The organism is Effusibacillus pohliae DSM 22757 (genome assembly GCF_000376225.1).
Classification (GTDB): domain Bacteria; phylum Bacillota; class Bacilli; order Tumebacillales; family Effusibacillaceae; genus Effusibacillus; species Effusibacillus pohliae.
The window spans coordinates 32,605-59,211 of sequence record NZ_AQXL01000135.1 but is presented as its reverse complement, the minus strand read 5'-3'; the positions used below and the strand labels follow the sequence as shown (position 1 = coordinate 59,211).

Sequence of the window (26,607 nt, the reverse complement as noted above, 5' to 3'; positions counted from 1 at the left end):
AAGCTGTTTATAATGGTAGAGGAATGCAAAATCGGAAGGAGTCCTATTTATGTCGGAGAGCACTTATATCCTGCTGTTGGTCATCGTCACGTCGATCGCCAACATATTGGGCGGAGTGTTGATTACAGCCCGCAAAAACTGGTCGCGCAACGCACTCAATTCGTTCATGGCGTTAGGGGCCGGATTCTTGCTGGCGATCGCCGTCGTCGATCTGCTTCCGGAAAGCCTCGCTGTGGCCGAATCAAACGGATACTATGTATTGCTCGGGTTCCTCTCCGTCTACCTGTTTCAGCATGTGGTTGCCACCCATTTTCATTTTGGGGAAGAGACGCATGGCGGACATCATCACAGCTCCCGTATCGGCATTCTGATCGGCATGTTGACACATACGTTTTTTGACGGGGTAGCGATCGCTTCCAGTTTTGAAGTGGATCTTGGGCTGGGGGCGCTGGTGTTCTTGGCGGTGTTGGTGCACAAAATCCCGGATGGGTTGACAATCGCCTCGATCACGCTGGCAAGCAACGGCTCTCGCAGACAAGCGTTGCTCTCGTCCGTGTATCTCGGCCTGTCCACACTGCTGGGCGCGCTCTCCGTCGTCTGGCTCGGCGAATTCGCGCATTCGGAGGCGCTGATTGGCGTCGCCCTTGCCTTTTCGGCCGGCGTCTTCCTCTATGTCGGCGGCACCGATCTGCTACCTGCCGTCAACGCGACGGAAAACCGGAAATATTCGCTGTTCGTCCTGCTCGGAGTCATCCTGTTTCTGATCGGCGCATTTGCGTTCCACGGGCTGGGTCTGAATGAGCATGAACCAGCTCCGCATCAGCAGGAACACCATCACGCACATTGATCACCGCATCGGCCAACACCACCATTAGCCTTGATGCAGCAAGCCGTCAGTACCGTCCAGATCACCTACATGCCAAAAGCCGCTGAATCGATCCAGCGGCTTGGTTTAGCTGACTTGGTGGATGCGCGTCGGTTGCAAAATGGGAATCGGTGAGGAATTTCGCTTGCCGGAGGAGGTAACGATCTGCTTGAACACGATCTCTCCCTCGATCTCCACGTTTTCTCCGCTCGCTTGCGGAATCAGCGAATCCTCGCCAAGCACAGGGATAATTTTGATTTTGTCTCCGTTCACCAGCAATCCGTCATCGATCTCGAGGAACGCGATACAATTGATGGTTCGGTCGTCCGTGTCGAAGTACGCCCGTTTCCGCACGATTTTTCCTGTGATCTTCACGTTTCTCCCCCTCCTCCTTCCATTCTGACATTTGCGGTACAATTCAGTCAATAACAATGTGGCCAGGCGCGAAAAAAACGACAGGCCCCGCCGGTTGGCGGAGCCCCGCAGTCCGGTCGAACCTGCTGCAAGCGCATTTCCGTCCGGCCGTTGGCAAAGCGCAGGCTGTTTCCCAAACGATCAGTCATCATCCTTGTCGTTCTTTTGGTGCCCTTTGTGTTTTCCTTTGTCTTCGCGCTTCTCCTTCGCTTCCTTCTCCTTGCCCTTCGTTTCCTGCTTGCCTTCCACGATCGCCTTCAGTTTCTCTTGATCCAGCTCAATCCGCTTGCCGCCGACCGTTTCCAGTTCAAACTCCTGCAGCGCGAGAATCGCTTGTGCGTGCAGTGTCCCGTTCGGATCGGCCAGCACTTGCTGCAGATTATCGAGCAGCTGCCAGCGGGTGAGGAATTGGTTGGTCATCTCTTTTGCCTTGTCGCCCGACAGGTGTACCTTCACATCCCCGATCTCGCCGTTCAACCTCGGCGTTCCGTTCCCTTCCAGTTGATATTCCAGCTTCAAATCGCCACGGTCCGACTTCGCGTTGATTTGCAGCTTGCGGATCTGGTCGATCGACAACGGTTGATTCGCAGCAGATTGCGCAGCCGCCGACCGCTGCCCGGTCGTCGTAGTCGCGGACTGTTCCCCGTTCGTTTGAGTCTGCTGGGGTTCCTGCTGCACCAAAAACGGATTCGGAAACTCCGCCTGGGAAGACGCCGAAGTGCTTCCGGTTGTTGCGGTGGTAGTGCTGGTATTGGCGGTTGCCGGTTCCGCTGGTTTCACTTGCTCGATTGTAATCGCCGCCTGCCCGGTCGATTTTTCGTCTGCAAACGCATAGAAGGAACTGCCAAGGACAAGCGGCGCCGCCAACAGCGTGATTTTGGCCCATTTTTTCATACCGGTCAACTCCTCTCCTCGCTCCCATCCTTCTGCCATAGAATTCGCAGCGTGCTGCCGCTAAATGTCCGTTTGCGGAAAAATTCCCGGGTCCAGCCGACAGAAGACCCCGGCAGCCTGGCAACTATCACCTGGCTTCCCGGAGTCTTCCCCTGATCAGTCCTATTCTAAAATGTACTCAACAGTCGCGGTTCCTTTGTATTGTTCCGTAGCGCTCAGCCAGCCACGCGCTTCCGCCGTCCAGGCGCCGGCCGCCGGATTGGGGACCGTTGTCTGTTCGCTCGTGGTGGCACCCTGGGCGGATTGTCCGGCCAATTGCTTGTTGGGATCTATACATACGACTCCCGGTGTGGTCCATTCAATCTGCACGGTGGTGCTGACCGCATTCCGGCCGATCGCAAAGTTGTGGGAATCGGATGCAGCCAAGGGCGTACCGTCAACGCTCGGTCCGAACCAAAATGTCCTTGACCACATCAGGCTGCAACTCCGGCTTCGCCTCCAGCATCAAAGCGGCTACTCCGGCAATATGCGGGGCAGCCGGTAGACGCCCTGTCGAGACGATATCCACACCGGGAGCGGTGATTGTCGGATGATAGATCGGGTCGCCCGGAATCCCCCGCGAGGAAAAATCGGCCAATTTTCGATCGCGTAATCAAATCCTTTGCGCGTTTCAAACTCCCATCTACTCTCCGATTTATTGATAATTTACCCTACATTCATAACATTTGGGAGATTTCACGGTTTTTTGTCTATTTTTTTGGCCCTCAATGGGATCAAAACGATATATCGGAAATAAATTCTTGCATTGTTTTGAATGTTTTGTCACCATAAAGAGTAAACAGGCATCGAATCTTAAGCGATCCGGAATGTTCGGCCGCATGTTGTTGCAAATACCGATACAAGGGGGAGAGGATGATGAACAACGGAATCCCGCTGACAGATTTATTTCAAAAGTGCGGGAGGAAGCTGGCCGAAAAGGAAAAATTGCTGATCCTCCTGTGGGAAGAACAGGCACCGGCGGGCAAACCGGAGTCCCAATGGCTGTTGGACTTTTTTCTGAAATCGTTGCCCATGTTGCAGGAGGCAAAGATCGACTCTATGATTCAGAATTTCTACTACCAATGGATTCTGCAGTTTTTGTCACCGCCCGATCCCTTCTTGTGCGCCGGCTGGCTCGACAGTCTGGAACAGGTTTGCCTGGCGGTATTGTCAGACGGTCAACAGAAGGCCGATTTTTCCGAATGGCAGTGCATCCGTTCGCTGTTCAGCAGGTGGAAAAACTTCATCCTTGAAAATGGGCATTGGGATGACTCCGCCAACCGCAACGGAGGGTTTTTGTCCCCGGTGTTTTCATGGCCGGCCGTGCAAACCCTGCCTTGGCTGGCGATTCTGGCAGAGGACTCGGGCATCTTCCGCGTCCGTCACTGGAATCCAAACCCGCTGTACGAAAAACAATGGCTCTCCCTGCGTCCTATGGTCGCAAGCCTGGTAGCAGCGTCGGTACGTGAGCTAGCGGGGCAAATCACCGAATTGCTGCACGGGCCGGCTTGCGAAAAAAATGTGACACTCTGCCCGTTCGTCTGGAACAGCCAAATTCTGTATCTATGCTACGTACAAACCTCTCCTTTGCACCACCCGGAAACCATCATACCAATCGTCACCCAGCAGCTTCGATTGAAAGAATATATTGAAACAAAGCTGCATGAACGGAATGAATACATGTCAATCGCCCAATTTAACAGAAGCCTGATCAGAAGCCGCGATTTTCACGAATTGGCTGCTCGAATTGCCACCGGGTTTGTCACCCATTTGCCATTTCGGCGATGTGCCGTGTTTGCCTACAATTCGAACAATTACGGCCAGGGGATCACAGGCTTTCAGGTGGACGTGCGGCAAATTCAATCGATCACAGAAAAAGTGGAACGGGTTCCCGCGATCAACAAAGCTGTATTGACCAAACAGCCCTATTACACCGCCAAAGCGCTGAACGAATTTCCCCGACAATATGTGGAGCAGTTTCGTCTGCTTTCGACTGTTGTTATTCCGTTGCTGAATGATTCGCAGGTGGTCGCCACCGTGATCGCGGATTGCGGGGAGAACGTGTATTTTCAAATCGATCCTAACACGCTTGCAAAGGCGAAAATATTTGGCAGCGACGCGGGAAAAATGTTTAAACACTTTTTATCCCTCCGCCGCCCCCCGATTCCCGCTCTGCCCCCTGCGGAACAGGCAGTGGCGGCCCATCCGCTGACGGCAAGAGAAATCGAAGTGTTGGCCCTGATGGCAGAGGGATTGACAATGAAAGAAATTGCCCACCACCTACATATCAGCGAATTTACCGTTCGCCACCATATCTCCTCCATAACGCAAAAACTGGGAGCGAAAAACAAGGCGCAGGCAGTGGCGCTCGCAGTCAGGCAAGGCGTTATCCAATAAACCCGCCAACAAACTGCCGTAACGGATGAGAAGACCAATCGGTCGGTTGCATTCCAACGACACCACGTCGCCACAACCGCTGTCGAACGCAAAGGCCTTAACCTGCCGAAGAGGTTAAGGCCTGGTTTGTGTCCGTTTTAATTGGCAGCAGGTTCCGCAATGCCGATCGCTTCCAGACGGTTCCGGTACTGCTGCAGGGAATACTCCAAAAATTTGTCGCTGTCAATTCCCACGGGATTCGGGTCAAGCACATAGCTAATCGTAATATGAATGTTCGCCAGATACTGGTCAAATACAGCGTTAATTCGCTCTACGCAAGCGGGATTCCGCTCGATCGCCTCCTTCAGAAAATCCATCCCGAACGTGATGTGCCGCCCCTCGTCGATTCGCAGCTGTTTGATGCCTTCCATCAGCCCCGGCAGAATGCCCCGCCTTTTCGCCATTTCCTCCAGCGCGTAGTAGCCGGATTCCGCCAGCAGTCCTTCAACCACGCCCATGTAATGGGTAACAGCATCCACGAGTGCCGCCTCCCGTTCCTCATCCGGTCCGTTTATAGCGTCGAGCAGAGCACGGGAACGCCGGTCCAGATCGGCTTCCAACACGCTGACAAACTCGGGAATCATGTAGGTGGAGGTGTCAAATTGTTCCCCGATGCTTTGGAAGAAATACGCAAACAACTCGGCATGCTTCGCTTCCTCATGCATCTGGGTGGTCAGAAATGCCTTTTGATCAAATCTTGGCATTGCAATAAAATACATCGCCAGGTTTTCGTGCACCGACAATTCGCCATGATAAAACAAAGAGCAGATCTTCCGGATTTGTTCCTTTTCGTCCGCATCGAGCCGTTTCCAATCCTGAGCGTCCTTGGAGAAATCGATTTTCTGAGGATCCCATTTGCCAAATTGTTTCGCCTTCTGGTATAAATCAAACGGTTTTGTCTCCGTTACATCCAATACGGTCGCCAGTTTTCCCGCCATGTTTCTCATCCTCCGTTTTGGTCTGTCTCAGATCAGTCCGATCTGTCCGATTTTTTGAATGTAATCATTGATGATATGCGCTTTGATGTCATCGACGTCAATCCCCAACAAGGCAGCCGCTTCCCGGTGGCCGCCAATCGTCTCATCGAATCTGGGAATCCAACGGTCGAGGCAAGCAAACAACGTTTGATTCCCATTCCCGTCCAGCTTAGAAATGATTTCCACGATTCGTTGGAAACCGGAAACGGCCATTTGTTCCGCCAATTCCAGCAAAATCGACACCGTTTGCCTGATTAGCGGCTCATTGCTGGTTTCTACGATCAGCCGGTACATGTTAACAAATACATGAGCCATTTTCCCACCTCCCCGCACTCGTGTCTTTTGTACTGCGAAAACAAAGCACACAATGTGTTGCTCAGCGAGTTCAAATTGGCGTTAGCCAGGTCTAACCGCTGTGCGATGCCGGTCAACTGGGAAAAGTACGTTCGTCAGGCCTGCCGCCAACAAACAGGTCTCCCTTTTCGCGGCGGAAAAATCCGCTTTTTTTACTTTCAGAGAGATGGATCATGGCGCGAATCACTCCCTGTCAATTGGCATACCGTATCAACCGCTCTCCTTGCCCGCTGTGTACCCCGAGATGCTCCTGTTTGGCCGCTTCCTCGATCCAGCCGAACCCCCAATAAGTGCGGGGCACGTCCGAAAAATGCTGCTCCACAATTGTATCCCCGTCCACCAGGGGACCGCGGCCGGATGCGCGGTTCATCATCACTACCGCTTCCACCCGTTTTATGCCTTTGTCCGGCTGGAAACTTCCGTCTCCGTAACCCGCCACGTAGGACAAAAGAATCGCGGTTTGAATCGCGTCATGTGCCCAATGGGAAGGTTGGACATCGGCAAACTGTCCGGGCAAACTGTCTCCGTCTTGCAGGTGGATCACCGTAATTCCATTCATCTTCAACACGACGGAAGTCATTTCGGCTCTGGTGATCGGCTGGTCCGGCCGGAAGTTTCCATCGGGATAACCCGAAAAGATACCGGCTTCAACCACAGCTTGAATATACGGAAATGCCCAATGGTTGGCATCCAGATCGTAGAATTGCCGGATCTGTTTCGCCGCTTTTAATCCTTTGATCCTAGCCACGATCGTTGCCATTTCGGCCCGTGTCGTCAAATGTTCCGGCCGGAATGTGCCATCCGGATAACCATCGATAAAGGCGGAATGTTGCTTGGCGCCGACTGTGACCGAACTGGGCTGGGACGAAACCTGCAGATTGCCAGCTTTCAGCACCGCGCGGTTTTGGATGACCGTACCCGGCGGAATCCGATTGAGAACCTGTACCAACAATGTTTTTATGCTTCCGGTTTGTGCCGCCAGATCACCGAGATTCCAGACTACCGTGCGGGTTCCGGCATCATACGATGCTCCCGGAGCTGCCACAAAGTTCACCTGCTCCGGCAGCTGATCAAATAGCTGAAGATTCCGGAATTTTGTGTTGCTGACATTGTTAATGGCGATCCGGTACGTAATCGTGCCTCCCGGGGCCACCGTATCCGCATCAGCCATCTTAGACAAACTGATGGTGGCGCCGGTGTCCGATGGATTCGGTGTAAGCAAGTCTGTCAAATTGTTTAATGCGTCGTTGACCGTTTGCGTGGCCGGGTAGAGCACACCGTTCAACGGGTTGTTGACCGGATCAAGCAATCCGCCACCGCCGTTTGACAGGTTCGAAAGCCCGCCGGTAGCGTTTGAGACCGAATTCAACGTGCTGTTCACCGTGTTTGTGACCTGGTTCAATCCTCCGTTGACAATGGTCGATGTCGAATTCAGGACACCGTTGGCCAGTTCAGTGACCGGATTCAAAAGTGTCAAGATACCCTCTGATTGGTTACCCGGCTGGTTCAGCAAACCGGAACTCCAACCAAAAGCTGCATGAGCATACGGAACAGGCAACAAAATCCCGGTCAAAGCCACAACGACGAGAATTTTTCGCACCGCATTCCCAAAATGTTTCATACCCCTCACCCCAATGCACTTCTTTGATAAACCCCTGTTTCTAAACTCCTCTTGTTAAAAGAACATCATCGGTTTCTCATTGAGATCGACGATCACCGATTTGGTTTCCAGGTAGGCTTCCAGCGACCGTTCCCCCAATTCCTTGCCGAGACCGCTCTGCTTGTACCCCCCGAACGGCGCCGTCGGCGTCAGTACCTGGTAGGTGTTGACCCACACGGTTCCCGACTGGATCCGCTTGACAAGCCGCAGCCCCCGTTTGATGTCCCGGGTCCATACGGCCGCCGCCAGCCCGTAAATCGTGTCATTCGCCTGCCGGATGACGTCTTCCTCATCGCTGAAAGGAAGCACAGCTGCCACGGGACCGAAAATTTCCTCGCGAGCGATCGCCATGTCCGGCCGGACACCGGCAAAGATCGTCGGTTCGATAAAATAGCCTTTTGGCAAATGGGTCGGACGGTTGCCTCCCACCAGCAATTCGGCACCATCCCGTTTTCCCCGTTCGATGTAGCTTTCGATCTTGTTCAACTGTTCCTCGCTGATGACCGGCCCCAAATCGGTGGTTGGGTCGGTTCCCTGCCCGACCTTCAACTTGCGGGCCATCGAAGAAAGCGCTTCCAGAAAGGGCTCGTAAGATTCCCGTTGTACAAAAATCCGGCTGCCAGCCTGGCATACCTGGCCGGAGTTGAAGAAGATGCCGAACAGGGCGCTCTGGGCCGCCTCCTCCAAATTTGCGTCATTGAACACGATATTGGGGGACTTGCCGCCCAACTCCAAAGTCACGCGCTTGATATGTGGGGCGGCGGACGCCAAAATATGGCGGCCTGTCGCTGTCTCTCCCGTAAACGCAATTTTCGGCACTTCCCGATGAGCTACCAAAGCTTTACCTGCTTCATCACCGCCAGGAACGACGTTGACCACACCCGCAGGAACGCCTGCTTCTTCGCAGATTTCCGCCAGTTTTAAAGCGGTGAGAGGCGTCTGCGGCGCCGGTTTCAACACCATGCTGCAGCCTGCGGCCAGCGCCGGAGCGATTTTCCAGGCGGGCATCAGCAACGGGAAATTCCAGGGTGTAATGAGTCCCGCCACGCCGATCGGCTCCTTTAGCGTAAACACGAAATGTTCGGGCGGGGCACCGGTCAGGGAAAATGGCAGCGTTTCCCCCTTCACCGGCTCCCTCATGGCCCAGCACAATCGGCACCGGCAGCGGCAAATCGGCCGTGATCACATGGAGGTCGCTGTGGCAGATGCCGGCCGCTTTCATCCGGACTTTGACTTCCCCTTTTTGCGGTTCCCGCAATTCCACTTCCTCGACAATGATTCTCTCCCCATAGTTTCGTAGCACGGCCGCTCGCATAGAATGCCCCCTTTTTCTTGCAACGATTGCAACTTTCTTGGATCATTATACCGGCAAGTCGAAAATACCGAATCGTCAAAATATACGATTTTTTATTGTCGAATTGCATCGAAAAATTGACCTTCGCCTTCCCGTCCACCTTTCCGGCCGTCTCCGCTGCAATCACGCGGGCCCGCACCCCATTCTGTGGACGGGCGCTGAAAACATTGGTACCATATCGGAGATGGGAGGGATCGCGATGAATCGCACAAATTCGGAGCGCTACTACGAGGAAGCGCAGGAGTACATCGTCGGCGGCGTCAACTCTCCGTCCCGCGCGTTCAAGGCGGTCGGCGGCGGCGCACCGGTGTTTATGGAACGGGGCAAAGGTGCTTATCTGTGGGACGTGGACGGCAACCGGTATATCGATTACCTGGCAGCGTACGGCCCGCTGATTCACGGCCACGGCCATCCGCATGTGGCAAAGGCGATCGCCCGGGCGGCGGAAAACGGGGTGCTGTACGGGACCCCGACGACGCTGGAGATCGATTTTGCCAAGATGCTGCAGACGGCGATCCCGTCGCTTGAAAAAATCCGCTTCGTCAATTCCGGCACGGAAGCGGTGATGACGACCATCCGTGTGGCACGCGCCTACACCAAACGGGACAAAATCATCAAATTCGCCGGCTGCTACCACGGCCACTCCGATCTGGTGCTGGTGGCGGCAGGTTCGGGGCCGTCGACGCTGGGCATCCCCGATTCGGCCGGCATCCCGCAATCGATCGCAAACGAAGTGATCACGGTGCCGTTCAACGATCTGTCGGGGTTGGAAGAGGCGCTGCATCACTGGGGGGAACAGGTGGCGGCCGTGCTGGTCGAGCCGATCGTCGGCAATTTTGGGATCGTGCCGCCGGAACCCGGTTTTCTCGAAGGTGTGAATGAGCTGGCACACAAGCACGGGGCGCTGGTGATCTATGACGAAGTCATCACCGCCTTCCGCTTCCACTACGGCGGGGCGCAGGATCTGCTGAAGGTATACCCGGACATGACGGCGCTCGGCAAAATCATCGGCGGCGGCCTGCCGATCGGCGCCTACGGCGGTCGGCAGGACATCATGGAAAAAGTCGCCCCCCTCGGGCCCGCCTACCAGGCCGGCACGATGGCCGGCAATCCGGCTTCCATCTCGGCCGGGATCGCCTGCCTGGAAACGCTGCAGGAGCCGGGAACGTATGAGCGCCTGGACGAACTGGGGCGGATTCTGGAAGAAGGATTGTGGAACGCGGCGAGGGAATCCGGTCACCCGATCACGATCAACCGGATGAAGGGGGCGTTGACGGTCTACTTCGGGCGTACCGAATCGGTACGCAACTACGCGGATGCGCAGGCGACCGACGGCGAGCAATTCGGCCGATTTTTCAAGCTGATGCTGGACGAGGGGATCTGCCTCGCACCTTCCAAATACGAAGCGTGGTTCATCTCCACCGCCCATACGCGGGACGATATCGACTACACGATCGCAGCAGCACGCCGGGCGTTCGCGAAATTGCCGAAACAATAGAAACCGGGGCAGCAGGGTTGTGACAGGGTCTCTGCCGATGCAGAGCCGGACAACCGTCTATAGCGGCAGTCCCATCTCGTTGTCTTACAGGGTCTCTGCAGATGCGGAGACCTTTTTTTGCCAGAAACCGCTTTTCCTACCAACCGTCATAGGTCGTTCGCCGGCATCATTGTGTGAAGCCGGGCGGCCTGCCCGTAATTCTATAAAGGCAGGGAATGAAAATCGGTGTTCAGCTGCTCTCGCTGCACTGGGTCTATCTCCTATTTATTTTGTTGATCATCGGTGTGATGGTGTTGCGGCGTCACACGAGTCTGGTTTGCATCATTGGCATTTTTGCGATTTCGCTGCGGGCGACCGGTTCGCTCGGGAAAAAGGATTCGAATTCGGGTTCAAAGTGTTCGGTCCGGTCATCCCGATCGCCGCCTTCTTTTACAACGGCATCGCCACGCTCACCGCGCTCGGCCAGATCGCGGCGGTCTGGATTGGCGGCGGCACCTTGATTCCCTGGGCACTCATCCCGGCGGCCGCGATCTGCGGCGTCGATCCGTTCGAACTGGCCCGCCACAACCTGCGTCTACCATTTGTTGAACCTGTTCGTATTCATCCGGCCGATTCATGTTAATGAACACGCGGCCCGTGTCGATCTCAGCCGGAAAATCGGCTTCCGTTACCCGTTTGACACGCAACTGTTCCAGCAAATCGGTCATTTTCAGTTGTTCCGCCTGCAGCAACCGTTCGATCCGGTCGGCGCAGCGTTTGTGATAAACGGCGAACAGCGGCTGTAATCGCCCGTCGATCACCGGAACAACCGCATCCACCTGAACGGGCCGCTCCGCGGCGACCGCCTGTTCCAACAAGAAACGGCCCGCCTGCCCCGTCACCAACGGCATGTCACAAGCAACCACCAGGTTCCACTCATAGGCAGAGGCTCTCAATCCGGCTTCGATGCCGGCCAGCGGCCCGCGGCCCGGATAACGGTCCGTTACCGTTTTTTCCCCCAGGAACCGGTACGCAGCAGGATCATTGGCAACGATCACAAAGGGGACCCGACTTTCCTCCTTTTTGTGCCTTCCCTCTGCTTCGTGACCGCTGGCCACTCCCTGACTACCGGACACCGCCGCTGGCCCGCCGACAACCGCTTGTTTCAGTTCGTCCCGAATCCGCGCAATCACCGGTTTGCCGCGGATCGTCAACAATGCTTTGTCGATTCCCATGCGGCTGGATTTTCCGCCTGCCAGGATGATGATTCCGTACTTTGCGCAGCATCCCCCTGCTGCCAATGACCTGCACCTCCCTCAAAGAATTAATGTTTTCTTCGTTTTTCTCGCCATTACACATGTTTTCATCTTTCACGAACGAAGCGCTCCTTTTACCTATATTCCATTTCACTTGTTCGGTTCCCTTTTTTCTTGAACTGCCACCGCTAAGCTTGTAAGGAACTTGTCATCCGCATAGACATAGAGCCTTCCAGTTGCCGGCTTTGTTTACACAACAAAACCCAACGTGCAATATGCACGTTGGGCAGCACAAACTCTTAGCCCGCGCTCATCTCCAGTTCTTCGATTCTCTTTTCCACATACCGGGTGTCTTTGTAAGCGTGATAGGTCTCCGCTTTTTCCACAATGACTGCGGTGTTGTATTCCGGGATGCCCGCGTATTGTTCGTAGACGCCTTTCGGAATCAGCACGTTCCCTTCCGGCCAGTGGACCTCGATGTTGCCCGGTCTCACGTTCTCAAACTTGGCGCGGCCGTGAAACGTTCCATGCTCGTTGTAGACCACGATCGCTTCGCCTTCCCGGATGCCAAGCGTTTCCGCGTCCGCCGGGTTAATCAACACGTCATAGCGGTCCGCGTTGTTGAACGGATCGGTTTCGCTGTAGATCATCGAGTTGAATTGTTTGCCGCGGCGGGTGGTCACATAAAATTGTCCTTCCGGTTTCCGCAGTTCCGGTAACTCGATCGGAATCAGATTCCCCCGCCCGTCCGGCGTCGGGCAGACCCCGCCTTCACACAGCCAGGCGCCGCCCCACTGGAACACATCCCCCTGTTTTTTCAGATGCTGGATGCCGTCGTAATTTGGAGCCGCTTTCGCGATCTCATCGCGGATTTCCTGTGTGTTGTGGAACCAGATCAGGTGCTTTTGCTCCGGTTTCACACGGGCGGCGAGGTCGATATAGATCTCCCATTCAGGACGAGCTTCCGCAATCCTCGGTCCCTTGATTTCCGGGGAAAAGTAGACCATTCGCTCGGTCGAGGTGGACGTTACGCCGCCCGGCATCTCGTACCGGGTCATCGCCGGCAGCACGATCACCGCTTCTTTCGCGTCCACCAGCGTCGATGTGTTGAAAATAATGTCCTGATGCACGCGAATGTCCACATTTTCCAAGCACTCGCGGACAAATTCGGGGTCTGGCATCGTCTCCAGGAAGTTCCCTCCCGATGTGTAGAACAGCTTCAGCTTCCGCTCGTGATCCTCCGGCAGCAGCGCATTTTCCAGCGTCACGCCGACAATGTCGCCTTGCCACTTCGGCAACTCGAATCCCCACACCTGCTCGATCCGTTCGATGTCCGTGCTTTTGAAGTCGCCGCCGGGCAGGCTGAACGGGTCGGCTCCCATCTCGCCCGATCCCTGCACCCCGGAATGGCCCCGGATCGGCATCAGACCGCAGTGTTCGCGGCCCAAAAACCCGCGCAACAGCGCCAGGTTGGCCACCTGCGAAATATTGTCCGTACCAAACCGGTGCTGCGTCAGCCCCATCGACCAGACGAAAACCGCCGATTTCGCTTCCGCCAGCAGTTTTGCGAATTCGTACATCCGCTCCCGCGACAAGCCGGATGATTTCTCCAGCGTCTCCCAATCGTATCTCGTCACGTGATCTCGCAGTTCTTCGAAACCGTTCACATGTTCCCGTACGAACTCGTGGTCAATGGCCGACCCCGGCTGTCGTTCCTCCATCTCGAACCAGTGCTTCATCACACCGTTCATGAACGCGATGTCGCCGCCGATGTTCACCTGGTAAAAATCGTCGGCGATTTTCGTGCCAAACAAAGCCGATTCCGGAATGGAAGGAATCCAATACTTTTCCATCGCCGGTTCATGGTACGGGTTGATCACGATGATTTTGGTTCCCTTGCGTTTCGCCGCATACATATATTTGGTCGAGACCGGCTGGTTGTTGGCGGCGACGCTTCCCCAGAACACGAGCACATCGGTGCCGATCCAGTCTTTGTAATTGCAGCTTGACGCGCCGATCCCAAGCGACCGCTTCAGCGCCGTCTTCGACGGCGAGTGGCAAATCCGGGAGGCATTGTCGATATTGTTAGTTCCCAGAAACCGGGCCACTTTCGCCGCCACATAATACGATTCATTCGGCGTTCCGCGCGAGGTCAGATAAAAGGCGAGTTGTTTCGGATCGATCCGCTTGATTTTATCGGCGATCAGATCCAGCGCCTCATCCCAGGAAATGCGCCGGAACTTGCGCTCCCCGTTGCAGCGGATGAGCGGATACGGGATACGGCCCAATTTGCGGAGGGCAGTAGAGTCCATTCTTCTCAGTTCGTCGATATCGGCGTGAATCACCTCCGGTTTCATCGCCGGCATTGTGTTCAAACGCAGTACATTCAAACGGGTCGTGCAAAGATGCGGACCGCTCAAGGTTTGGTCATGCAGGCCAGCTACTCCCAGCGCGCACCCGTCGCACACCCCCTGCGTCAAAATTCGCGCCGCATAAGCGAGATTGTCCCGGTTCTCCCAGGCAACCTTCAAGGTGTCCCGAATGTGATGCGGTTTGATTTTGCCGAGTCCAAACGGTACGGGGCTGACCCACAGTTTCGGGTCAGGTAGCTTCGGCAGCCGAATCGGGCCGGTATGTTTTGTCTTTCCCATGCAACATCACTCCTGTGCCAGATGATATGAACCAGAAACAAAAAACCACCGCAAAATCCTCTTTTTCCACGCGAAAGGAGAAAAAAAGAGGGATTTCACGGCGGTTAGTCTTTAGCAGGTTCGCTACCAAGTGCCAACTGCCTATTCATCCATGCAAAATTTTTGCTCAATATTCTGGTCGAACACGAAGATCGACATCCCAAAATCCCGTTCCAAATCGATATCGACAAACAAATCCACGAACTTGGCCCCGAGCAGTTTTTCCATTTCGACCGGAGGGTGCTTGCGATAGATTTGCTTCACCAACTCCGTTCGGGCCGAGCGCAGAATCTGTTTGCCTCCATCGGCACTGGCAATGAACTTCTCGACTGGCGTCAGGTTGCCCTCCATCTCGCAGATCGCCCAGTTCTTGCAAAACGTGGTGGTGATTTTGGTCGGGCCCCTCCCCAAATGCCGCTTGCGATACGCCCGCACCAAATTGCTGAATTCGGCTTCGTATTTGTTCATAGTGCCAACCTGTTGACGATTTGGAATTTCGTATTTACTCTTAAAAATATAATAGCATGAAACGTCACACATCACAATATCGGTCGCATCGTCTGCTGAAAAGGGAGAGGTGGAAGACCAATGGATGCCACAACCAAAAAGACGATTCTCAAATACGACGGCGGCGGGCTTGTCGAGCAGATGGACGAGATCGTGACCGAATACCCGCTCACCATTGTGTTGAACGGCAGCGAGTTTGCCACGCTCGTTTGCACGCCATCCGACCTGCGCGATATGGCGATCGGATTCCTGGCGTCCGAAGGGATTATACGCTTTCCGGACGAGATCGAGTCGGTCACAATCGATGAAAAGCGCGGCTTTGCCTATGTGGAGATCGGCAACAAGCAGCCGGTCGCCGCGGAGTTTTTCTCGAAGCGGTTTATCGGTTCCTGCTGCGGCAAAAGTCGGCAGTCGTTCTATTTTCACAACGATGTAAAAACGGCCAAGACCGTCACGAGCAAGGCGCAGGTGACGATCGAGCAATGCTTGTATCTGATGGAGTTGTTGCAGCAAAGCTCCTCCCATTTTCAAAACACGGGCGGGGTCCACAATGCTGCCCTCTGCGACAGAGACTCGCTCCTGATCGTGCGGACCGACATTGGCAGGCACAATACGTTAGACAAAATTTACGGACACTGGCTGCAAAACCGGTTTTCCCTGCATGACAAACTGATCGTCTTCAGCGGCCGGGTATCGTCGGAAGTGCTGTTGAAGGTGGCCAAAATCGGAATCGGCATCCTCATCTCTAAATCTGCCCCCACAGACCTCGCCCTGCAAATGGCGGACGAACTCGGCATCACCGTCGTCGGCTTTGTGCGGGGGCAGAAACTGAACGTCTACACGCATGCTCAGCGCATCATTCACTAGCTCTTGGTTCATCTCACGATTCGCTGCCTGATGTCCATATAAAGCTGCTCGTAAAACGATTCCTGATAGACCGCTGGGCACCGGTCGAATCACTTGTCAGTTTGTATGCGAGGCACAGTTCCCGCCCAAACGTTTGCCATCTCGCCTCCCTGTCCGCTCGCTCGGCTTTCTTTGTCTGCAAAGGCTGCCCCATATATTCTTCGAGAATCGCCTTTAAGCCAACGCTGCCAAAGCGGGTTTGCCCAATCGCCTGTTCCACATCTTTTGCCGAGATGGTGACGTCCGAACCGGCTTCAAAAAAACGGTTCAACAAACCGGTCAGCGCCTCTGCTTCCGGGAACGACAAATTCTTCAGCTTGATCTTTCCGCCAAAACGTCCAATACTGCGGTATTTTCGGTACAGCTCCGAAAACAACCGGTCGTACCCGTTTTTTTTGTGTCCGAAAATAATGAACCGCTTGCCGCAACGTTTCCTTTTGCCGCAATGTCTCTTTGTCCTGCCCATTACTCATCGCCCCCACCTTCCTGATCGATTCCGGCAGCCACCTCTCTGTCCAACGTTGCCAACTCTGCGGATTCTGACTCCTGGGTGCCCGGCCCCCCGCTTTCACCATCCAGCAACTGCAAAACCAGACCATCCCATCGATAGCGAACGACGGTTACGTAGTCCGCGTTTTTCGGGCGGATCAACTGGCAGATCGACAGGCTGGAGACGGTGTCGTAATCGCCCCACAACGCCTGCGGGTTCATGATGTAGTTAAATCTCGAACTGGGTGACTTCCAGCGATCCGCCGTACGATTCGCCAAGGCTCTCCAGTTCTTCCACCAGCCGTTTCAGGCGAATGGTGTAGGCTCGCCTGGTACCAGTACCTTTTTTTCTTGAAATCTTCGATCTTGGATACCTTGATTGTCTCCGAACCAGGTTTCCCCCACCCATACAGCTGCTGCAAGTCCTGATGCAGCAGCTCTTCCGTATACGCGGCGGCGTCTTGCGGATCCATCCGCTCCCGAACCGCGCGGTAAATCTCCTCCGGTTCAGCCGGTTTCAGTATCGTTGCTGCTGTTCGTAAAAATACCGAAGAATGGCACGGTATTGGTAGGAGTTGTCCTGCGCCAGGTATTTCGCTTCCAGCAGCAGTTTGTACGGGTTGGGGGAGCGTCTTGTGAACAAAAGGATCACCCTTTGGTGAAATTTTTTCAAGAAATCGAGTTCCTGCATTCATTGTTACTACAATTGTCCGGTTGTTCGCTGCCGGCAGTTATTTTCCAGATGTGCAGGCGAATTGGGTGAAGCATAAAAAATCGGCATAAAACAAACTTCTGGCGAACCAGAGATTGTTTTATGCCGGCAATTCGAGGCTATTCATCGACATCGATTTTGCGGTCGAAAATAAACACGGATACCGCCATATCTTCTTCCACCTTAAAATCGGAAAACAGATACAACAGTTTGGCCCCGACTACTTCCTCCATGCCTTCCGGTACCTTGTCGGCGTACACCCGCTGGATCATTTTGGTGCGGGCCGTGTGGATCATATCCGCCCCTTGCGGCGTCTGGGCAATGAACTTTTCGGTCGGAGTCAGGTTCCCGTGCAGTATCGAGATCGCCATATTGTCGACAAAAGTGGTTTTGATCTTCTCCGGCCCTTTACCGAAATGATCCTTGCGAACCCGCCGGACGATCTCATTGAACAGCGCCTCTTTGTTCTTCACTCCGCCAATTCACCCCGATTGAGCAGATCCTATCTATCAGTATACAAAAACAAATCCGGTAAAAAAAGGTACGTTATACCTAGTCAGTGCCGCTTACCCCGCCAGATCGAACTTGCGGGGATGGTTACCGGCCCGCAGACGTTTGATGTCCAACCGGATCAGCAACGAAACGGTCAATGCTGCGCAAAACATGACCGCAAACACATACAAAGTGCCGGTGTAGCTGTTGGTCGTTTCCCGCAGCCAAGAGGTGAAAATCGGTCCCGCCAGTCCGGCGGCCGACCAGGCGGTTAACACGTATCCATGAATCGCCCCCAACTGCTTCGTCCCAAACAGATCCCCTATGTAGGCGGGGATCGAAGCGAAGCCGCCGCCGTAACAAGTCATGATCAGGAACAGCAGAACTTGAAACAGCAGCGCATTCGTGGAGGACGGCAACAGAAAAAATGCAATGATTTGGAGCACGAAAAACGCGGTGTACACATTCGGCCTGCCAATGTAGTCGGAAACGGATGCCCAGCCTATCCGCCCCGCTCCGTTGAACAATCCCAATAACCCGACCATCGTCGCAGCAGCGATCGGCGTCATGCCGGCAATCTCCTGCGCCATCGGCGAGGCGACAGAAAGAATCGCGATCCCGCAAGTCACATTAATGAACAGCATGATCCACAGGTACCAAAACCGCCGCGTTTTGACCGCTTCATTGGCAGTCAACTGCGAGAGATCCTGGTTCACCTTTTTGGCACCGGACTCCACCTGTGCCTGAAACCCGCGAGGCATCCAGCCTTCCGGCGGCGGCGACAGATACTGGGCGGCGGAAAAGATTATGACGAAATAAACGCTTCCCAGAACAAAGAATGTCTCGGCAATGCCGACCGACTGAATCAACCGTGCCATAATCGGACTGCTGATCAGCGAAGCGAAACCAAATCCCATAATCGCCAAACCGGTAGCCAGTCCACGCCTGTCAGGAAACCATTTGACCAATGACGAGACCGGTGTGATATACCCGACGCCAAGCCCGATTCCTCCCAGCACGCCGTAAAACAGATACAGAAGCGGCAGCGATCCGAGTTTCACCGCCAGACCGGAACCGATGATGCCGAGTCCGAAAAATATCGCCGACAGCGTGCCCGATCGCCTCGGTCCGTGTTTCTCGACAAAATGGCCGAGGAAGGCGGCCGATAGCCCGAGGAACAGAATGGCGATACTGAATGTCAACGACACCTGCTGCAGATTCCAGCCGAATTGCTTCATCAGCGGCTTTGTGAACACACTCCAGGCGTACACCGAGCCGATCGAGATGTGGATGCCGACGGCCGCCGCCGCAATCAGCCAACGATTTTTCACTTGTTGCACGTTTGGATGACTCCTTTCCCATTTCGAGATTTTTCTGACCACCGGTTGCAGCCAACAGGTACCAAACTGCTCTCTCACCCACTTTCCCGATACGATGAGGCTGGCACTTCCCCAAAAAAATGAAAACCGACATAAAACAAACTTCTGGCGAACCAGAGATTGTTTTATGCCGGTAAATACTCCTACAACCATCCGTTATAGCAGCACCAACCTAGCAAACGTTCCGCAATAGCCAACCAGCGAGTTTCACAGGTTGACCATTTTTCTATATTTTACAACCGTCTGCCAAATCTGTCAAAATGAAATCCCTGTCTCCTTGTCAACAGCATCGGGAAAAGCAAAACGCCCGGTTTACCGAGCGTTTGTCGCGATTTATTTTTTCGGTTCAGCCGGTTCCGGTTTAAGCTGGTTAACTTCCGGCTTCACTTCCGTCTTTGAGATGGTGGAAGCGTCGTCATCCGCCAGTCCTTTTGTCGCATCTTTAAATTCCCGCAACGTGCGGCCGAACGCGCGGCCGAGTTCCGGCAGCTTGCTCGGTCCAAACACGATCAGCGCGATAATCAAAATCAGCACCAAACCGGGAAACCCAATTTGTTGAAACATGCTGCTTCCTCCAAATCGTTGTGTGTACTGGTTGCTCGAACACATTATATACCATCGCTGGCGGAATGAACAGGCTTTCCGCTGACAAAACTGTGAACGTTGAAGGGCAGCAGGGAATGGTGATCCATAGAATTTAACGGCGCGAATCAAGATAGCCCGGCCGCTCGATTTCGCCCCGCAGCAGCGCGATCTCTTCTTTGTAGCGCCCTTCCGGCGTTTCCAGAATAAGCGGCATGTCCTTTAACAAATCATGGTAGACAATGCGTTTCATCGCTTCAATGCCGATCGACCCGAGGCCGATGTTCTCGTGCCGGTCCTTGCGGGAACCGAACGGGGTTTTCGAATCGTTGATATGAAACACTTTAAGCCGGTCGAGGCCGATGATGTCATCAAATTTTTGCATCACCCCGTCAAAATCGTTCACAATGTCATAGCCGTACGAATACATATGGCAGGTGTCACCGCAGACGCCCAGACGGTCTTTGTGCTTAACGAGTGAAATGATTTCCGCAATCTCTTCGAAGCTGTTGCCGACTTTTGAACCGTCCCCCGCCATCGTTTCCAAACAGACAAACAGGTCTTCGTCCCCGGTCAGGATCGCGTTTAACCCTTCGGCGATCCGCTTGACCGCGTAGCTGGCCCCTTGTCCAACATGCGCGCCCGGATGGAACACGAGATATTTGATCCCCAGATAGGATGTGCGCCGAATGTCTTCCCGCAGCAATTCCACCCCATACTCCCACGTGTTCTCAACCGGTGACGCAAGATTGATCAAGTAGGGAGCATGCACAACCGGATCGACAATCCCGTGCTGCTTCATCAGCTCCGCCGCTTCATCCCGGTTAAACTCCTCGATCGGCCGGGCCTTGCCCCCGCGGTTTGAGCGGGTGTAAATCATGAAAGTATTTGCATGATACGAAATGGTCTCTTCAACGGCAGCCAGCATGCCCGTCTTTGCAATCGAAACGTTTGCGCCAATCTTTAACAACCAGATCCCTCCGACCCCCAGCAGATATGAAAAAGTTTGAGTTAAAAAAATGGAGCCGCGCCCTGGGCACGACTCTTGTGTGGTCAACCATTACATTACATCCGCCAACTTGTCGAGCAGGTCCTTTTTGGACATGTAACCGACAAGAGTCTTCACGACTTGGCCGTTTTTAAAGACCAGCATGGTCGGAATCGACATGATTCCGAACTTTTGCGACGTAGCCGGATTTTCGTCGACGTTCAGTTTCGCAACGGTGAGCTTTTCGCCATATTCGGCCGCAACCTCGTCCAAAATCGGTGCGAGCATCCGGCAGGGACCGCACCATTCCGCCCAAAAATCGACCAACACCGGCTTGTCGGATCGGATCGTTTGTTCAAATGTTTGATCGGTGATTTTCACCACTGCATTTGCAGCCATGTGAGGACCTCCCTGTATGCCAAAAAAACCAGCTAGATTCAAAATTGAACCATCGCGGGAACGATGTTCCCTCCGCCATTAAACGGCGATCACTTCCTTGATTTCGGGAACGGCCGCGCGAATGGTGCGTTCAATTCCCATTTTCAGCGTCATCGTTGACATCGGGCAACCGCCGCATGCGCCCACCATGCGAATGGTGGCAATGCCTTTTTCCGGATCGACATCCACCAGTTCCGCATCCCCGCCGTCCGCCATCAGGCCCGGGCGGATTTTATCCAGTGCGTTCTGCACGCGTTCACGCAAATCTTCCATCGCAGACACCTCCATAACAATGGATCAACCATACCGCTTGCTAGTATCACCAACTAACGGCAACACATTCGCAAACTCCAAGCGAGTACCTTGTTCTAATCGTAGTATATGCGAATGTTTTCGATTCGTATGTGACGATCCTTACAAAATACAGTATAGCAAACCCTGCACCGCTTGCAAAGCCCTCGGCCCTGCCGGGGAATCAGGCAGTTTGCTCTCCCACCGCATTGCATGAAAGAGGCTTGTGACGGTGCATTCCCCAATACGGTCCGCCAGGTTTCGGACCAGGCCTTGCACAAACCGGCCGAATAAGAGAAACTGGGAGTGAAACGGAGTGGAGAATGCATGGAATCATTTGAACTGGTCCTGGCCCGCGAGCTAATTCAAAAAGAGGGGTACGCATGGTTTCCGCCGGGCGTGCTGTTTCCGGAAACGTCTCTGTTCAAATCGGACGGGCGGCGGGGAGTGCTGCTTCGGCTGGTGCGGGGCTTCCCGGAACCGGTGCAGGCGCTTCTGGACAGTTCCTTCGCCCGCGCCCGCGACATCCTGAGCGAACACCCTCTGAGCGGCATCACGGTAGTTCAACTGATCACGTTTCCGACCGCTCCCGACGAACGGCTACAACAGACTTTGAAAACGCTGGAGCGGCATGAAATGGCGCCTGATATAGCGGTGTACACCGCCTGGCTCGATCTGGAAAGCAAACGGTTCGCCTCCAACCTTCCCTGGATCAGCAAAGGCATCCTGCCGGAATCGACCGTGCTGGCCGCCGCCGACCGTACCGATCAACCGCTCCCGCCACAGGAACTGCAGCAACAAATTCTGGAGACGTTGGAGCGGCGGGACACAGAATGGCGCAACGTATTCGTGGAGACATCCTCGAAAGCGGTCTATTCCCTGCTGGCAATCATGATCGGTCTGTTCGCCTGGATGTGGGCGGCCGGGGCGGGGGATCCGTCCGCCGTCTTGATTCGGTTTGGCGCGAAGGTGAACGAACGGATTCTGGCGGGCGAATATTGGCGGCTGGTCACCCCGATGTTCCTGCATCTGAATGTCCTGCACTTGCTGGTCAACGCTTTCGCTTTGTATTCGTTGCGGAATGCGGAGTGGATTTTTGGCAGCAACCGGTTTTTGCTGATTTTCCTGCTGGCCGGCATTTCAGGCAATGTGGCGAGCTTCGCCGCGTCGCCGTATCCGGCCGTCGGCGCCTCGGGCGCCATTTTCGGAATTCTCGGCGCCCTCCTCTACTTTGGAACGCAGCGCAGGGAGTTCTTCCGCCGAACGATGGGCAGCGCCATCTGGACGACGTTGGCGATCAACCTGCTGTTGGGCCTGATGATTCCGAACATCAGCAACTCGGGACATATCGGAGGACTGGCTGGCGGATTTTTGGCCGCGGCGGCGGTCGGATTGCCGCAGCAGCCGTTTCGGGCGCACCGCCTGCTGGCTGCATCCGCGCTGTTCGGTCTGCTCGGGTTCGGCATTTTGGCCGGTTTTCACCTTTGACGTCCCCCATGCAGAAGCAACTGGACAGCTCCGGCATCAGATTACGATTCCATCCGGTTGCCGTTCAAATGATAAGATGATTTCGACAGATAACGGTCAGAAAGGCAAAATTTGCAGCTCTTTCGGATAGGCGGTCAACACCTCGGCGCCCGATTCGGTGACGAGTACGTCATCTTCGATGCGAACACCGCCGACATCAGCCAGGTAGATGCCGGGCTCAATCGTAAACACTGTTCCCGGCAGCAGCCGCTGCCCATTTTTTCCGTGAACGGACGGCGGTTCGTGGATCTCGATGCCAAGGCCGTGCCCCACCCGGTGGGTGAAAGAATCGGCAAATCCGGCCTCCGCGATCACGTCCCGGGCCGCCCGGTCGACGGCAGCCGCTTCCACTCCCGGCTTGACCGCCGCGATTGCAGCTTCATTCGCTTTGCGCACCGCCTCATAGATTGCCCGCTGCCGATCGCTGGCTTCGCCGACGGCGACCGTGCGGGTGATGTCCGAGCAGTACCCCTGCCAGACAATGCCCAGGTCGATCAACAACAGATCCCCCCGGCGGATCTCGCGCGTACCGGGTGCCCCGTGCGGCAAAGCGCTTTTCTCGCCGGCCAGCACCATCGTGTCAAACGCCATCCGGTCAGCTCCTTGCCGTTTCGCAAACGATTCGATCGCCTGCACGATTTCATATTCCATGCGGCCCGGCACAATCTGGCTGAAGGCAAAAGCCACCGCTTCGTCCGCCAATCGGGCAGCGCGCCGCATCAGTGCCAGTTCCTGCTCATCCTTTTGCAGGCGCATCGCGGTCAACCGCTCCTCCGCGTTGACAAAGATCGAACCGGAAAAATGGGCCTGCACCTGTTCCGACCTGGCCACCGACATGTGGGTTTTCTCAATCGCAATCCGCCCGATTCCGGCCGGATCGCACCCCAACAGTTCAAGCAGCAGCCTGACAGCGTCATCCTCATCACCATGCGTATGCACGGGCAGATCGCACACCGCCTCCGCCTTGTTCCGGTCAAGCACCGGCACGTACAAAAAAGGCTCGCCTTGCCGGGGAACGACCACCCCCATCCACCGCTCGTGCGGATCGCCGTAAAATCCGGTCAGGTACATCACGTTGGCCGGCGATGTGACAATCGCCAGATCGATCTTGGCTGTTTCCATCCACGCCAGCAATTTTGAGATACGGGCCCGGTAATAGGACATTGCTACCACCCCTTCGCCTGTTTGCCGCAGACCCTCTTTATTGACGCTCGTTGTGCAAAGTTTGTTGCTTTCCAGACATCAACTTTCCTCACCTAAATGTACCGCAGTTATAGGCATATGTCAGCAAAAACAATTTTTTGCAATAAAGAGCCTATCCAAAACGGGTGGATTAAGGAAGGCATTTTTCTCCGGCGAGTCTCCTGCTGGCGGCTGCCGGGGATGCCAATCAACAGGACGGAAGCCCCGTTACGCGGAGAATCGGTCCACGCCATCGCGGGTTGTTTTGGTGATCCGGCCCTCCGCTTCCAGCCAGTCAAGATGCCCGATCGTCTCCGACAAAACAAGCGGTAGCTGATCCTGATGCTTCGGAAACAGTTCCAACGCCAGCTCAAGAGCGGTTCGTTCTCTTTCCGCCAGCAGTTCCACGATCGTTTCCCCCCGCCGTTCCTGTGATTCGAACCGCTTGTCGATCAAAGCCGCATGCTCAAAAATCGGCTCGCCATGCCCCGGCAACCCGAGCCGGATCGGCAGCCGCTTCAATTTTTGCAATTCCGCCCGGTACTGGATCAACGGCTTGACCCGCTCCTCATCCGGCCGGACGGAAGGTTCCAGGAATGCGTTGGACGAAATATGCGCGATCAGGTGATCCGCCAGGATCATCGTTTGATCGGCCGCCCGATACAGCGACAATTGGGTCTGCGAATGACCCGGAGTGTACACGACCCGCCAGTCAGGATGCGACGGCAGCACGGCTCCGTCTGCCAACACTTCATCCACTTCACACGGATGGCCGAATGTTCGCAACGCCTGGTAAGCGGTCATAATCAGCTCGATCTGCGTTGGAAGCAAACCGGCCCGTGCGTACAGGTCCCTGAAAAATCGGTTTCGCCACTCGACAAACCAAGGCTCCTCCCGCAGCCAAACGGCCGTTCCCGGATGGGCGAGCACTTTTGCGCCCGTTTCCTGCCGCAAACGGTAGGCCAGCCCCGTATGGTCCTCATGAAAATGGGTCAGCACGATCTGTTTCAAATCGGACAATCGGTAGCCGGCGGCTTGAAAGCCGCTGATCAGCACGTCCCAGGCTTCGTCCGTTCGCGGGCCGGTGTCGATCAGCGTCAGCCTGTCTCCTTCGAGTAGATACACATTGACATCCCCCACCGGAAAAGGGGTCGGAATCGCGAACGAGACGACGTCTCGACAGGGTCGTTCCAATTGAATGGTGTTCGGCATAGCGGGATCCTCCTAAAACTGAATGACTCTTCATTCAATTTTAGCACTAAATCAGGAGGAATGCCACATTCGGGCATTCCTCCACTAACCGTTTATGCCGGCAACTGAGTCTCTTGCACTGAACCCGCAGCCTCCGTACCAAACTCTTTTTCCGATTTGGAAATCACTACCGTAGCTACCCCGTTGCCGATCAGATTGGTGATCGCCCGCGCTTCCGACATGAAGCGGTCTACGCCCAAGAGCAGCGCGATTCCGGCCACCGGCACCATCGGGAATGCGGTCAGCGTGGCGGCCAACGTAACGAATCCGGATCCTGTCACGCCGGCTGCACCCTTCGAAGTCAGCATCAGAATTCCCAACAGAGTCAACTGCTGTCCAACCGACAAATGAACACCATATGCCTGAGCGATGAACATCGCAGCCATCGACAGATAGATCGCGGTTCCGTCCAGGTTAAACGAATAACCGGTCGGCAGCACAAGGCCGACTGTGGTTTTGGAACAGCCGTATTTTTGCAGCCGTTCCATCATGCGCGGCAAGGCGGATTCGGATGAGGATGTCCCCAAGACAAGGAGAATTTCCTCTTTGATATAAGCGATAAACTTGAAAATCGAGAACCCGTAGAATTTTGCGATCAGACCGAGCACCACCACGATAAACAAAGCCATCGTCAGATAGACGGAGGCCATCAATTTGCCCAGGTAGAACAGGGTTCCGATGCCGAATTTGCCGATCGTATAAGACATCGCCCCAAACGCGGCGATCGGGGAGACTTTCATCACCATGTTGACAATTCGGAAAATACCCTCCGTCATTTTTTCAAACAAATCAATCACCGACTTGGCCCGCTCCCCCATCGATGCCAAGGCCACGCCAAACAGAACGGCGACGAACAAAATCGGCAGCAGCTCCCCTTTTGCCAATGCCCCGATCAAATTGTCCGGGATGATGCTCATGATGAAATCCATTACCCCATGACTTGCTTCCGCCGCTTGCTTGGTATACGTACTGATATCGCCTTTCGCGGCGGAAGCGTTTACACCGACACCAGGCTTGACAATGTTGACCACGATCAGACCGATCGCCAACGCGAAAGTGGATACGACCTCGAAGTAGATCAGCGCCTTGCCGCCGACCCGTCCGAGCTTCTTCATGTCTCCCATCCCCGCAATTCCCGTCACCACGGTCAGGAAAATGATCGGGGCGATCACCATCTTGATCAATTTGATGAAAATGTCAGCCAGAACTTTCAAGTCGACTGCGTATTTCGGAAAAAACTGGCCGAATAAGATACCCAAAACGATGGCAGTCAAGACTTGCGCGGTGAGGCTCTTGAAACCGAATCTCTTTTTCACTCCTGATCCCCCTTTTCGAAATCGCTTACATGACGAAATGTTTTTTCTATTGATGTATTGAATCATATTTGACTTCGAATCGGAAGAATTCGAACATATAGTTCCTTTTGGTCTTTTTGATCTTTTGAACT

Annotated in this window: 28 protein-coding genes and 2 pseudogenes; 6 read left to right on the top strand and 24 right to left on the bottom strand. The window is 54.7% G+C overall.

Translation table 11 applies throughout. From position 1 onward, the window contains the following. Nucleotides 1–49 precede the first annotated feature (49 nt). Entirely contained in the window at nt 50–847 is a 798-nt protein-coding gene (locus tag C230_RS0118070; protein WP_018133459.1) for a ZIP family metal transporter, read from the top strand. Nucleotides 848–952: 105 nt separating this feature from the next. Here the strand turns inward: C230_RS0118070 and C230_RS0118065 are convergent, their stop codons facing one another. The 4 genes from C230_RS0118065 to C230_RS0118050 form a co-directional block, all read right to left on the bottom strand. Continuing rightward, nucleotides 953–1,240 (bottom strand): hypothetical protein, encoded by a 288-nt coding sequence (locus C230_RS0118065; protein ID WP_018133458.1) that lies wholly within the window; start codon nt 1,238–1,240, stop codon nt 953–955. Nucleotides 1,241–1,420: 180 nt separating this feature from the next. Beyond that, nucleotides 1,421–2,173: a hypothetical protein gene (locus C230_RS0118060; protein ID WP_018133457.1), complete on the bottom strand. Its 753-nt coding sequence runs from the start codon at nt 2,171–2,173 to the stop codon at nt 1,421–1,423. Nucleotides 2,174–2,335: 162 nt separating this feature from the next. Beyond that, nucleotides 2,336–2,647 (bottom strand): hypothetical protein, encoded by a 312-nt coding sequence (locus tag C230_RS0118055; RefSeq protein WP_156807511.1) that lies wholly within the window; start codon nt 2,645–2,647, stop codon nt 2,336–2,338. Continuing rightward, on the bottom strand, nt 2,610–2,810 hold the full coding sequence (locus C230_RS0118050) for a S8 family serine peptidase (protein WP_026174417.1): 201 nt from the start codon (nt 2,808–2,810) through the stop codon (nt 2,610–2,612). The genes C230_RS0118055 and C230_RS0118050 overlap by 38 nt, the downstream gene beginning before the upstream one ends. A gap of 278 nt (nt 2,811–3,088) precedes the next feature. Between C230_RS0118050 and C230_RS23490 the strand changes: the two genes are divergently transcribed. Continuing rightward, nucleotides 3,089–4,609: a response regulator transcription factor gene (locus C230_RS23490; protein WP_018133456.1), complete on the top strand. Its 1,521-nt coding sequence runs from the start codon at nt 3,089–3,091 to the stop codon at nt 4,607–4,609. A 137-nt stretch (nt 4,610–4,746) separates the two neighbouring features. Here C230_RS23490 and C230_RS0118040 read toward each other — a convergent pair whose 3' ends face one another. The 4 genes from C230_RS0118040 to C230_RS20970 form a co-directional block, all read right to left on the bottom strand. Continuing rightward, the gene (locus tag C230_RS0118040) at nt 4,747–5,586 is read right to left on the bottom strand and encodes a R2-like ligand-binding oxidase (protein ID WP_018133455.1); all 840 of its coding nucleotides are present in this window, start codon (nt 5,584–5,586) and stop codon (nt 4,747–4,749) included. A 27-nt stretch (nt 5,587–5,613) separates the two neighbouring features. Beyond that, nucleotides 5,614–5,940, bottom strand: coding sequence for a hypothetical protein (locus tag C230_RS0118035; RefSeq protein ID WP_018133454.1), 327 nt, complete (start codon nt 5,938–5,940; stop codon nt 5,614–5,616). Between the two features lie 232 nt (nt 5,941–6,172). Continuing rightward, the gene (locus C230_RS0118030; RefSeq protein WP_018133453.1) at nt 6,173–7,600 is read right to left on the bottom strand and encodes an S-layer homology domain-containing protein; all 1,428 of its coding nucleotides are present in this window, start codon (nt 7,598–7,600) and stop codon (nt 6,173–6,175) included. A 54-nt stretch (nt 7,601–7,654) separates the two neighbouring features. After that, nucleotides 7,655–8,767, bottom strand: a complete 1,113-nt coding sequence (locus C230_RS20970; protein WP_018133452.1) for an aldehyde dehydrogenase family protein — start codon at nt 8,765–8,767, stop codon at nt 7,655–7,657. Between the two features lie 425 nt (nt 8,768–9,192). Between C230_RS20970 and C230_RS0118020 the strand changes: the two genes are divergently transcribed. After that, entirely contained in the window at nt 9,193–10,491 is a 1,299-nt protein-coding gene (locus C230_RS0118020; protein ID WP_018133451.1) for a glutamate-1-semialdehyde 2,1-aminomutase, read from the top strand. Nucleotides 10,492–10,861: 370 nt separating this feature from the next. Further along, nucleotides 10,862–11,113: pseudogene (locus C230_RS22130) on the top strand (hypothetical protein); the annotation flags it as partial. Here C230_RS22130 and mobA read toward each other — a convergent pair. The 3 genes from mobA to C230_RS0118000 all read right to left on the bottom strand — a co-directional run bounded on the left by mobA (nt 11,004) and on the right by C230_RS0118000 (nt 14,884). Continuing rightward, nucleotides 11,004–11,771 carry a molybdenum cofactor guanylyltransferase gene (mobA, locus tag C230_RS20965; protein WP_018133449.1) on the bottom strand — a complete coding sequence of 256 codons (768 nt, stop codon included), beginning with the start codon at nt 11,769–11,771 and terminating at the stop codon, nt 11,004–11,006. The pseudogene C230_RS22130 and the gene mobA sit on opposite strands and share 110 nt — an antisense overlap. Before the next feature lie 254 nt (nt 11,772–12,025). After that, a complete protein-coding gene (locus tag C230_RS0118005) occupies nt 12,026–14,377 on the bottom strand; it encodes an FdhF/YdeP family oxidoreductase (RefSeq protein ID WP_018133448.1) in 2,352 nt (783 codons plus the stop codon). A gap of 141 nt (nt 14,378–14,518) precedes the next feature. Beyond that, nucleotides 14,519–14,884 (bottom strand): DUF2294 domain-containing protein, encoded by a 366-nt coding sequence (locus C230_RS0118000; protein WP_018133447.1) that lies wholly within the window; start codon nt 14,882–14,884, stop codon nt 14,519–14,521. Nucleotides 14,885–15,004: 120 nt separating this feature from the next. Here C230_RS0118000 and fdhD point away from each other — a divergent pair, with 120 nt between their 5' ends. Further along, complete coding sequence (gene fdhD / locus C230_RS0117995) at nt 15,005–15,790, top strand: formate dehydrogenase accessory sulfurtransferase FdhD (protein ID WP_018133446.1); 786 nt, start codon at nt 15,005–15,007, stop codon at nt 15,788–15,790. Nucleotides 15,791–15,803: 13 nt separating this feature from the next. Here fdhD and C230_RS0117990 read toward each other — a convergent pair whose 3' ends face one another. The 10 genes and pseudogenes from C230_RS0117990 to C230_RS0117945 all read right to left on the bottom strand — a co-directional run bounded on the left by C230_RS0117990 (nt 15,804) and on the right by C230_RS0117945 (nt 21,173). After that, nucleotides 15,804–16,295: a TIGR02679 domain-containing protein gene (locus C230_RS0117990; protein WP_018133445.1), complete on the bottom strand. Its 492-nt coding sequence runs from the start codon at nt 16,293–16,295 to the stop codon at nt 15,804–15,806. After that, nucleotides 16,295–16,552, bottom strand: a pseudogene (locus tag C230_RS0117985) (hypothetical protein); the annotation flags it as partial. The pseudogene C230_RS0117985 and the gene C230_RS0117990, both read right to left, overlap by 1 nt. Beyond that, the gene (locus C230_RS23950) at nt 16,537–16,815 is read right to left on the bottom strand and encodes a DUF2397 family protein (protein WP_407635584.1); all 279 of its coding nucleotides are present in this window, start codon (nt 16,813–16,815) and stop codon (nt 16,537–16,539) included. The gene C230_RS23950 and the pseudogene C230_RS0117985, both read right to left, overlap by 16 nt. Nucleotides 16,816–16,835: 20 nt before the next feature. Next, nucleotides 16,836–16,961, bottom strand: a complete 126-nt coding sequence (locus tag C230_RS23480; RefSeq protein WP_245534012.1) for a DUF2397 domain-containing protein — start codon at nt 16,959–16,961, stop codon at nt 16,836–16,838. Between the two features lie 188 nt (nt 16,962–17,149). Then, nucleotides 17,150–17,503, bottom strand: coding sequence for a DUF2294 domain-containing protein (locus tag C230_RS0117970; RefSeq protein ID WP_018133441.1), 354 nt, complete (start codon nt 17,501–17,503; stop codon nt 17,150–17,152). Between the two features lie 93 nt (nt 17,504–17,596). Beyond that, nucleotides 17,597–18,862: an L-lactate MFS transporter gene (locus C230_RS0117965; RefSeq protein WP_018133440.1), complete on the bottom strand. Its 1,266-nt coding sequence runs from the start codon at nt 18,860–18,862 to the stop codon at nt 17,597–17,599. 372 nt (nt 18,863–19,234) lie between these two features. Next, nucleotides 19,235–19,465: a twin-arginine translocase TatA/TatE family subunit gene (locus C230_RS0117960; protein WP_018133439.1), complete on the bottom strand. Its 231-nt coding sequence runs from the start codon at nt 19,463–19,465 to the stop codon at nt 19,235–19,237. Nucleotides 19,466–19,598: 133 nt separating this feature from the next. Beyond that, a complete protein-coding gene (locus tag C230_RS0117955; RefSeq protein WP_018133438.1) occupies nt 19,599–20,453 on the bottom strand; it encodes a deoxyribonuclease IV in 855 nt (284 codons plus the stop codon). A 90-nt stretch (nt 20,454–20,543) separates the two neighbouring features. Continuing rightward, a complete protein-coding gene (gene trxA, locus C230_RS0117950; protein ID WP_018133437.1) occupies nt 20,544–20,870 on the bottom strand; it encodes a thioredoxin in 327 nt (108 codons plus the stop codon). A gap of 78 nt (nt 20,871–20,948) precedes the next feature. After that, entirely contained in the window at nt 20,949–21,173 is a 225-nt protein-coding gene (locus tag C230_RS0117945; protein ID WP_026174416.1) for a NifU family protein, read from the bottom strand. 354 nt (nt 21,174–21,527) lie between these two features. Here C230_RS0117945 and C230_RS21580 point away from each other — a divergent pair, with 354 nt between their 5' ends. Beyond that, the gene (locus C230_RS21580; protein WP_018133435.1) at nt 21,528–22,688 is read left to right on the top strand and encodes a rhomboid family intramembrane serine protease; all 1,161 of its coding nucleotides are present in this window, start codon (nt 21,528–21,530) and stop codon (nt 22,686–22,688) included. 96 nt (nt 22,689–22,784) lie between these two features. Here the strand turns inward: C230_RS21580 and C230_RS0117935 are convergent, their stop codons facing one another. From C230_RS0117935 to C230_RS0117925, 3 genes are all read right to left on the bottom strand, one after another. Then, entirely contained in the window at nt 22,785–23,891 is a 1,107-nt protein-coding gene (locus C230_RS0117935) for a M24 family metallopeptidase (protein WP_018133434.1), read from the bottom strand. Nucleotides 23,892–24,137: 246 nt separating this feature from the next. Beyond that, a complete protein-coding gene (locus tag C230_RS20955; RefSeq protein ID WP_018133433.1) occupies nt 24,138–25,121 on the bottom strand; it encodes an MBL fold metallo-hydrolase in 984 nt (327 codons plus the stop codon). 92 nt (nt 25,122–25,213) lie between these two features. Then, on the bottom strand, nt 25,214–26,476 hold the full coding sequence (locus tag C230_RS0117925) for a dicarboxylate/amino acid:cation symporter (RefSeq protein WP_018133432.1): 1,263 nt from the start codon (nt 26,474–26,476) through the stop codon (nt 25,214–25,216). Between the last annotated feature and the right edge of the window lie 131 nt (nt 26,477–26,607).